The sequence below is a fragment of the Sutterella parvirubra YIT 11816 genome (assembly GCF_000250875.1).
GTDB lineage: Bacteria > Pseudomonadota > Gammaproteobacteria > Burkholderiales > Burkholderiaceae_F > Sutterella > Sutterella parvirubra.
In genome coordinates this window covers 22,855-30,789 of record NZ_JH604912.1, presented here as the reverse complement: position 1 = coordinate 30,789, position 7,935 = coordinate 22,855, and the positions used below count along the sequence as shown (strand labels likewise).

Below are 7,935 nucleotides of genomic sequence, written 5' to 3'. Positions count from 1 at the left end.
TCGGGACGCGGATGTCCTTTTCGGTGCCACGGGCCGCTTCTTCGAGCGTGATTTCAAGCTCGAAGCGCATGTCGTTCCCCGGGACGCCCTGGTCGCGGCGCGCGCCGCCCCCGCGGCCGCCGCCGAAGAGATCCGAGAAGATGTCGCCGAAGGCGCTCTGGAAGTCCGCGCCGCCGAAGCCCTGACCGAACCCGCCGAAGCCGCCGGGACCGCCCGCGCCGCCGTTCGGATTGACGCCGGCCTTGCCGAAGCGGTCGTAGGCCGCACGCTTCTGCTCGTCGGAGAGCACCGCGTAGGCTTCGCCGATTTCCTTGAACTTCTCCTCGGCGGCCTTGTCGCCGGGGTTGCGGTCCGGGTGGTACTTCATCGCAAGACGGCGGTAGGCCTTCTTGATGTCGTCGGCCGAGGCGGTCTTCGAAACGCCCAGCAACTCGTAATAATCCTGATCTGCCATGGTCAACTCTGTGCGGAGAAGCCCGAAGCCCCGCAGGGCTTCGTGGTCCCCGTTGAAACCGGGAAAGGGCCGGCCGATCCGATGATCGGGCCGACCCCTTTCATTTCAGGCCCGACCGCACCCCGCGGGGTGCGGTCTCATGGGACCCTTACTTGCGCTCGGTGAAGTCGGCGTCGACGACGTCGTCGTCCTTGCCGGCCTTGCCCGCATCAGCCTGCTGGGCGCCCGCCTGCTGCGAGGCGGCCTGCGCGGCCTGATTGAGCTTTTCGCCGATCTTCTGCGCGGCGCTCTGGAGGCGTTCGACGGCCTTGTCGATCGCATCCTTGTCCTCGCCCTTGATCTTCTCTTCGACGTCCTTGATGGCTTCTTCGCAGGCGGCGCGGTCCACGGTTTCGACCTTGTCGCCCAAGTCCTTCAGCGTCTTCTGGACCTGGTTGACGGCGGCGTCGGCCATGTTGCGCGACTGCGCGAGTTCGAAGCGGCGGTGGTCTTCGGCCTTGTTGGCTTCGGCGTCCTGCACCATGCGTTCGATTTCGTCCTCGGAGAGGCCCGAGCTCGCCTTGATGGTGATCGTGTTTTCCTTGCCGGTGGCCTTGTCCTTCGCCGCGACGTGCAGGATGCCGTTCGCGTCGATGTCGAAGGTCACTTCAATCTGCGGCAGGCCGCGCGGAGACGGCGGAATGCCTTCGAGGTTGAATTCGCCGAGGAGCTTGTTCGACGCGGCCATTTCGCGCTCGCCCTGATAGACCTTGATCGTCACGGCGGGCTGGTTGTCTTCCGCGGTCGAGAAGACCTGGGCGTGCTTCGTCGGGATCGTCGTGTTGCGCTTGATCATCGGCGTCATCACGCCGCCCAGCGTTTCGATGCCGAGCGTGAGCGGGGTGACGTCGAGAAGGAGCACGTCATGGCGTTCGCCCGTGAGGACGGAGCCCTGAATGGCGGCGCCGATCGCGACGGCTTCGTCGGGGTTGACGTCCTTGCGGGGGTCCTTCCCGAAGAATTCCTTCACGACGGCCTGCACGCGCGGCATGCGGGACTGGCCGCCCACGAGGATCACGTCGGTGATGTCGCTCTGGCTCGCGCCGGCGTCGCGGAGCGCCTTGCGGCAGGGTTCGATCGTGCGCTGAACGAGGTCTTCGACGAGCGCTTCGAACTTGGCGCGCGTCACGTTGACGTTCAAGTGCTTCGGACCCGTCGCGTCGGCCGTGATGTAGGGAAGGTTCACTTCCGTTTCCTGACGGCTCGAGAGTTCGATCTTCGCCTTTTCAGCGGCGTCCTTCAGGCGCTGGAGCGCGAGCACGTCCTTCGAGAGGTCGACGCCCGTGTCCTTGCGGAATTCGGTGATGAGATAGTCGACGAGGCGCTGGTCGAAGTCTTCGCCGCCGAGGAACGTGTCGCCGTTCGTGGAGAGCACTTCGAACTGCTTGTCGCCGTCGACGTTCGCGAGGTCGATGATCGAGATGTCGAACGTGCCGCCGCCCAAGTCGTAGACGGCGATCTTGCGGTCGGCGGAGCCGCCCTTGTCGAGGCCGAAGGCGAGCGCCGCGGCGGTCGGTTCGTTGATGATGCGCTTCACTTCAAGACCGGCGATGCGGCCGGCGTCCTTCGTCGCCTGGCGCTGGCTGTCGTTGAAGTAGGCGGGCACCGTGATCACGGCTTCCGTGACGGTTTCACCGAGGTAGTCTTCGGCGGTCTTCTTCATCTTGCGGAGCACTTCGGCGCTCACCTGCTGCGGCGCCAGCTGCTTGCCGGAGACTTCGACCCAGGCGTCGCCGTTGTCGGCGCGGGCGATCTTGAAGGGCATGAGACCGAGGTCCTTCTGGACTTCGGCGTCGTCAAAGCGGCGGCCGATGAGGCGCTTCACCGCGAAGAGCGTGTTCTTCGGGTTCGTCACGGCCTGACGCTTCGCGGGCGCGCCCACGAGGATCTCGCCGTTGTCCATGTAGGCCACGATGGAGGGCGTCGTGCGGGCGCCTTCGCTGTTTTCAATGACCTTGACGTTGTCGCCGTCCATGACGGCGACGGCGGAGTTCGTCGTACCGAGGTCGATACCGATGATTTTTGCCATGTTTCTGAATCCCTTCTTCTATTGAAGTGCTGTTTCGTTCGCTCGACGTCGCTCTGACGGAGCGAGCGGCAGCATCGAACGCGTGGGGAGAACCTTGCCGTTCTCCCGTCTTAATCCCTATATGGGGACACCCCAAAAAAATTCAAGCCCCGCCGAGGGGGCCGTGCGAAATTTTTTCATCCGGCATAATTTTCTCAAGCTTTTCAAGGTGTTCCATCGACAAAAAGGCGCCCGCCTTGTCGGAGGACGCCTTTTTCGCGCTTGAGATGCGGATGAACCCGCAGGGAGATCAACCCTGCGCGACGCTCACCATCGCGGGACGGAGCACGCGTTCGCTGATCAGCCAACCGCGCTGGAACACCTCGACGACGTTCCCGGCGGCGACGCCTTCGGGCGCGGGCACCATCGCGATCGCCTGGTGCTTGTGCGGGTCGAACGCCTCGCCCTTCGGGTCGATCGGCTTCATGCCGGAAACGTCCAAAGCGTGGACGAGCTGGCGGTACGTGGCGAGCATGCCTTCGCGCATCGGATTGTCCTGATCGTCCTTCGTCACTTCGAGGGCCTTCTCCAGGCTGTCGACGACGGGAAGGAGGTTTTCGGCGAACTTTTCAATCCCGAACTTGTGCGCCTTCTGCACTTCTTCCGACGCACGGCGGCGGGTGTTTTCGAGTTCGGCCATCGCGCGGACGTAGAGGTCGTAGTGCTCGATCACCTTCGCTTCGGCAAGCTTCAGGGCCGTCTGAAGGGTTTCGACCGTATCGGGCGTGGCGGCTTCCGCCTGGCCTTCGGCGGCGTGTTCGCCCTCAGCGCCGCAAGTGCAGCCTTCGCCGCAGGCGTTCTCTTCGCCCTGGCAGCACGACTTCACTTCCTTCTCTTCCTGATTCTGCGTCATGTCAGTCTTCTCTACGTGATGGGTACGTGCGGGCGGGCAAGAGGACCCGGCCGCTCAATGTCTTTGGGAATCATATGGGGACGGCGGGGCATTTTTTCAAGTCCGCCCCTTTTTCGGGCGGTTTTTCGCCCCCCCGACCCCGATTCGGTCAGATCCAGTCGCCCAGCGTCCGGCGGATGATCCGCTCGTAGGCGCGCACGGCTTCGTCCGAGGCGTTCAGGCACGGCACGTAGTGAAAGACCGCGTCTTCGCCCGCTTGGGCGAGGTAGAACCCGCGGAGCTCCTCGTTGATTTCCTCAATCGTTTCGAGGCAGTCGGCGGCGAACCCCGGGCAGAAGACGTCGACGCGCTTCACGCCCTTTCGGGCGAGCTCCTCGACGTGCTCGATCGCATAGGGACGAAGCCACTCGTCGCGGCCGAACCGGCTCTGGTACGCGAGCGACCAGTCGGCGTCGGTCAACCCCAAACGCTTCGCCAAGGCTTCGGCCGTTTCGCGGCATTCCTTTTCGTAGGGGTCGCCCGACACTTCGACGCTCGCCTTCGGGATCCCGTGAAAGCTCAGGACGAGGTGCCCGCCCGTTTCGCGGATGTCGCCCGCCTTCGCCCAGTGGGCGCGCAGGTGTTCGGCCAGGGCTTCGACGTAGCCCTCGTCGACGTGGTACCCCGGCACGAAGCGGAGGGCCGGGTAGATGCGGCCCGCACGCAGATGGTCCAGCACGGCGTCGAAGCACGCCGACGTCGTCTGCGCCGCGCGCTGCGCGAACATCGGCATGACGACGATCCGTTCGATCCCTTCGCGGCGGAGTTCATCCAGCACGTCCGCCACCGCCGGCTTCCCGTAGCGCATCGCCCAGACGACCTTCACGTGCGGGGCGTCCGAGAGCCGTCCGCTCAGGCGTTCGGCCGTGCGCCGGGTGTGCGTGATGAGGGGGCTTCCTTCCTCCGTCCAGACGCTCCGGTAGCGCTTCGCGCTCTCCGCAGGGCGCTTCCTCAGGATGATGCCGCGCAGGATCGGCTGCCACTTCCACTGCGGCATCTCGATGATGCGCGGGTCCGAGAGAAACTCGGCGAGGTATTCACGCACGGCGTCGGCTTCGGGTGCGGCGGGCGAGCCCGTGTTGATGAGCAGCACGGCGGCTTGAGGTTTGTTCATGAGCGCAACGAGGTCTTCAAAAAGGATGCGGTTGGCCGCCATTGTGCCCGGCTTTTCTTAACCGGGCATTGAGAGGGGCCTCACCGGCCTTCTTTGAAGAAGCGCATGATGCGCCGCGCAAGGTACGTGTTGCGCCCGGGGATCTTCCCCTCGGGGAAGCCGACGTGGCCGCCCTCTTCCGGATACTCGATGCAGACCCGGTCGCTCACTTCCAGGGCCGAGGGTAGGATCCACGCGGGAAGGAACGGGTCGTTTTTGGCGTTGAGAAGAAGCAGCGGCACGCGCACGCCGGGGAGCGCCGGCTTCGCCGAGCACTTCTGCCAGTAGTCCATGGCGTTTCGGAACCCGTGGATGCGCGAGGTGTAGAGTTCGTCGAAGTCGAACATCGTGTTGCAGGCTTCGATGCGCTTCGCGTCAAATTCGCCCGGGAACATCTTCGCCTTCTCGCGGAGCTTCTCTTTGAGGGTCCCGAGGAACATGTCCGCGTAGAGGAAGTTGACGCCCTTCGAGATGCGCTCGCTCCCGGCGACGAGGTCCAAGGGCGCGCAGACCGAGACGGCCGCGGTGAGAAGCTCCTCCCCTTCCGAGCCGATGTCGCCGAGACACTTCGAAAGTTGGTTCCCCCCGAGACTCACGCCCACCGCATAGCGGGGCGCGTCGGGAAAGCGTGCCTTCACCGTCTCCAACACCCAGCGGTTGTCGGCCGTGTCCCCGGCGAAGTAGGCGCGGGGGAATCGGTTCATCACCCCGCCGCACGTGCGGAAGTGCGCGACGACGCCGCGCCAGCCCGCCTTGACGCACGCGTCCATGAAGGCGCGGGCGTAGTGGCTGCCGCTCGAGCCCTCCAACCCGTGGAAGTGGATCATCACGGGCGTCTTCGGATCGGCGGGCTCGGGCTTCACCCAGTCCCAGACGACGATGTCGCCGTCGGGGGTCGTCAGGAATTCGCGTCGGTACTGCACCTCCGGCGTCTTCGAGAGACGCGCGGGCACGACGGTCTGCATGTGCGAACCGGGACACCAGGAAGGCGCGCGGTAGTCGGAGGTGAGTACGGGCATGGGGGAATTCCTTTTTCCGGGCTGAGGAAAACCCAACCATTGTAGACCTGCCGGGCGCATTTGCCTTTCCGTACCTTCACGCCTGAAGGTACGGGCGCCCTTCCCCTCAGTCCTTCCGCCAGGGCTCTCCGAAGACCGCCCTCCAGAGCGCCTCGACCGCACGGCGCTCGGTTTCGACCCGCTCGGGTTCGACCCGCGCCGGCACGCCTTCGCCGGCGTTGAGCCTCACCTCGTGCTGAATGACGCGAAGCTTCCGGTAGGCGTCGGCGGCAGCCTCGGCCGTCGCTTCGGGGATCAATCCCAACGCGCCCGAGAGTTCGAGGAGCTGGATGTTCCCGAGGTTCAGCACCATCGAGGGGTGCTCGTGGGCGTGCATGAGGACCAGAGCCTGCACCGCGAACTCCACGTCCACCATCCCGCCCGCGTCGTGCTTGATGTCAAAGCGCGCCGTGCGGTTGGGGTGGCCGTCCCGCATCTTGCGGCGCATCTCGGCGACGCCCGAGAGGACCATCTCCCGGTCGCGGGGCGTGCGCAGCACGAACTCGCGCTCGGCCTCGAATTTGGCGCCCAGGGCGTCGTCGCCCGCGACGAAGCGGGCGCGCGTCAGCGCCTGGTGCTCCCAGAGCCACGCGCCGTGGCCGTCTTCGTTTCGCTCATAGCGCGAGAACTGCGCGAAGTTCGTCGTGATGAGGCCGTTCTCGCCGTTGGGGCGAAGCCGCATGTCGACCTCGAAGAGCTTCCCGGAAGAGGTTTGGAGCGTGAGCCAACTCAGCATCTTCCTCACGAGCCGCGCGTAGACCGCATCCGCCTCCTGCGCCGGGTCGTCGTGGATGAAGACGAGGTCGAGGTCGCTCTCGTAGCCCAGCTCCTTCCCGCCCAGCTTCCCGTAGCCGATGACGGCGAAGGTGGGCCGCTCGGCGTGACGCTTCGTGAGGTTCGCCCAGGCAAGTTCCAACACTTCCGCGATCACCGCGTCGGCCAACGCCGAGAGTTGGTCCGCAAGCCGCATCACGGTGAAGCGCCCGTCGAGGTCCGCGACGAGCAGACGGAAGAGCGCCGCGTGGTGCGCGTCCCTCAGCACGTTCATCTGGCGCTCGACGTCGCCTTCGGCCTGCGCCAGGGCGGCGCGCAGTTCCGCGCGCCAGGCCGAGCGGTCGACGGGCGAGTCGTCGCTCATCTCGCGGATGCGGCCGTCGACCAGTTCGTCGAGGATGATCGGGTGGCGCACGACGAAGTCGGTGCTCCAGCGGCTCGCCGCCAGAATGCGGCCGACGCGCTCCGCCGCCCGCGGGTATTGGTGGAGCATCGCGACGTAGGTCGAGCGCCCCGAGACGGCCTCCAGCAGCTTCAGGTAGCGCCCGAGCGCCTCTTCGGGCGCGATGACGCGCCCCGCGCCCGCACCGCACCAGCCCGGCGCCTTTTCCATGACGAAGGGCAGAAGCTTCGTCATGCGCGAGCGCGCCTCTTCGCCCATCGCGCCGCGGCGCCCCGTGGCGAGCGCCGTCACGCGCTCGATCACTTCGTCGAGATCTTCGCCGTAGCCGAGGCTCCGGAGCTTCGCCGCCAGGGCTTCGCGCGCGGTGCGCGTGCCCGTCTGCCAACCGACGGGCCAGTCGTCTCCGGCGCTCTCCGCCTTTTCGTCCTTCAAAAGGAAGACGCCCTCGAAGGCCTGCGCGACGAAGCCGCGCACGGCTTCGACCTGCGTCCAAAGGTCCTCCAACGTGACGCCCAGAAGCCGGGCGGCGCGTTCCGCCGTCTCGCCCGTGCGGGGGAGGAACTGCGTCTGTTGGTCGTCGACGTACTGAAGGGCGTGCTCGACGTTCCGGAGGAACACGTAGGCTTCTTTGAGCTTGGCGGCGCGTTCTTCGGGCATCGCGCCCGCGCGCGCCAGGGCGTCCAGCATCAAAAGCGTCTCGCGCCCCCGCAGCGTCGCGTCGCGCCCGCCCCGGATCACCTGCAGGGTCTGTGCGATGAATTCGATTTCGCGGATCCCGCCGCGGCCGAGCTTGACGTTGACGCCTTCCGCACCACGGGCCAATTCGCGCCGGTCCGTCTCGGCGCGCACGAGCTCATGGAGCTTCGTGAGCGAACTGATCGCGCCGAAGTCGAGGTACTTGCGGAAGACGAAGGGGCGAACGAGCGCGCGCACGCCCAGGGCGTGCTGCTCGAAGGCGGCGGGCGTCTCGTAGACCGCCCGGTTGCAGATGCGGCCCTTCAACCAAGCGAAGCGCTCCCAGTCGCGCCCCTGCGCGTAGAGGTACTCCTCCAGCATGTCGGTCGAGCACACGATCGGGCCCGAGTCCCCATTCG

At 65.9% G+C, this 7,935-nt stretch carries 6 protein-coding genes; all 6 read right to left on the bottom strand.

The annotated features are described in order from the left end of the window. Positions 1 to 454: DnaJ domain-containing protein (locus HMPREF9440_RS11830; protein WP_245523558.1), on the bottom strand; the 454-nt coding region annotated here is incomplete at its 3' end. 148 nt (positions 455 to 602) lie between these two features. After that, complete coding sequence (gene dnaK, locus HMPREF9440_RS02990) at positions 603 to 2,522, bottom strand: molecular chaperone DnaK (RefSeq protein WP_008541376.1); 1,920 nt, start codon at positions 2,520 to 2,522, stop codon at positions 603 to 605. Positions 2,523 to 2,811: 289 nt separating this feature from the next. After that, the gene (gene grpE / locus HMPREF9440_RS02985) at positions 2,812 to 3,414 is read right to left on the bottom strand and encodes a nucleotide exchange factor GrpE (RefSeq protein WP_008541374.1); all 603 of its coding nucleotides are present in this window, start codon (positions 3,412 to 3,414) and stop codon (positions 2,812 to 2,814) included. Between the two features lie 148 nt (positions 3,415 to 3,562). Beyond that, on the bottom strand, positions 3,563 to 4,609 hold the full coding sequence (gene hemH / locus HMPREF9440_RS02980) for a ferrochelatase (RefSeq protein ID WP_008541372.1): 1,047 nt from the start codon (positions 4,607 to 4,609) through the stop codon (positions 3,563 to 3,565). A gap of 38 nt (positions 4,610 to 4,647) precedes the next feature. After that, positions 4,648 to 5,625 (bottom strand): YheT family hydrolase, encoded by a 978-nt coding sequence (locus tag HMPREF9440_RS02975; RefSeq protein ID WP_040763347.1) that lies wholly within the window; start codon positions 5,623 to 5,625, stop codon positions 4,648 to 4,650. Positions 5,626 to 5,731: 106 nt separating this feature from the next. After that, positions 5,732 to 7,935 (bottom strand): bifunctional [glutamate--ammonia ligase]-adenylyl-L-tyrosine phosphorylase/[glutamate--ammonia-ligase] adenylyltransferase (glnE, locus tag HMPREF9440_RS02970; protein WP_008541370.1); only part of this gene is annotated, 2,204 nt, incomplete at its 5' end.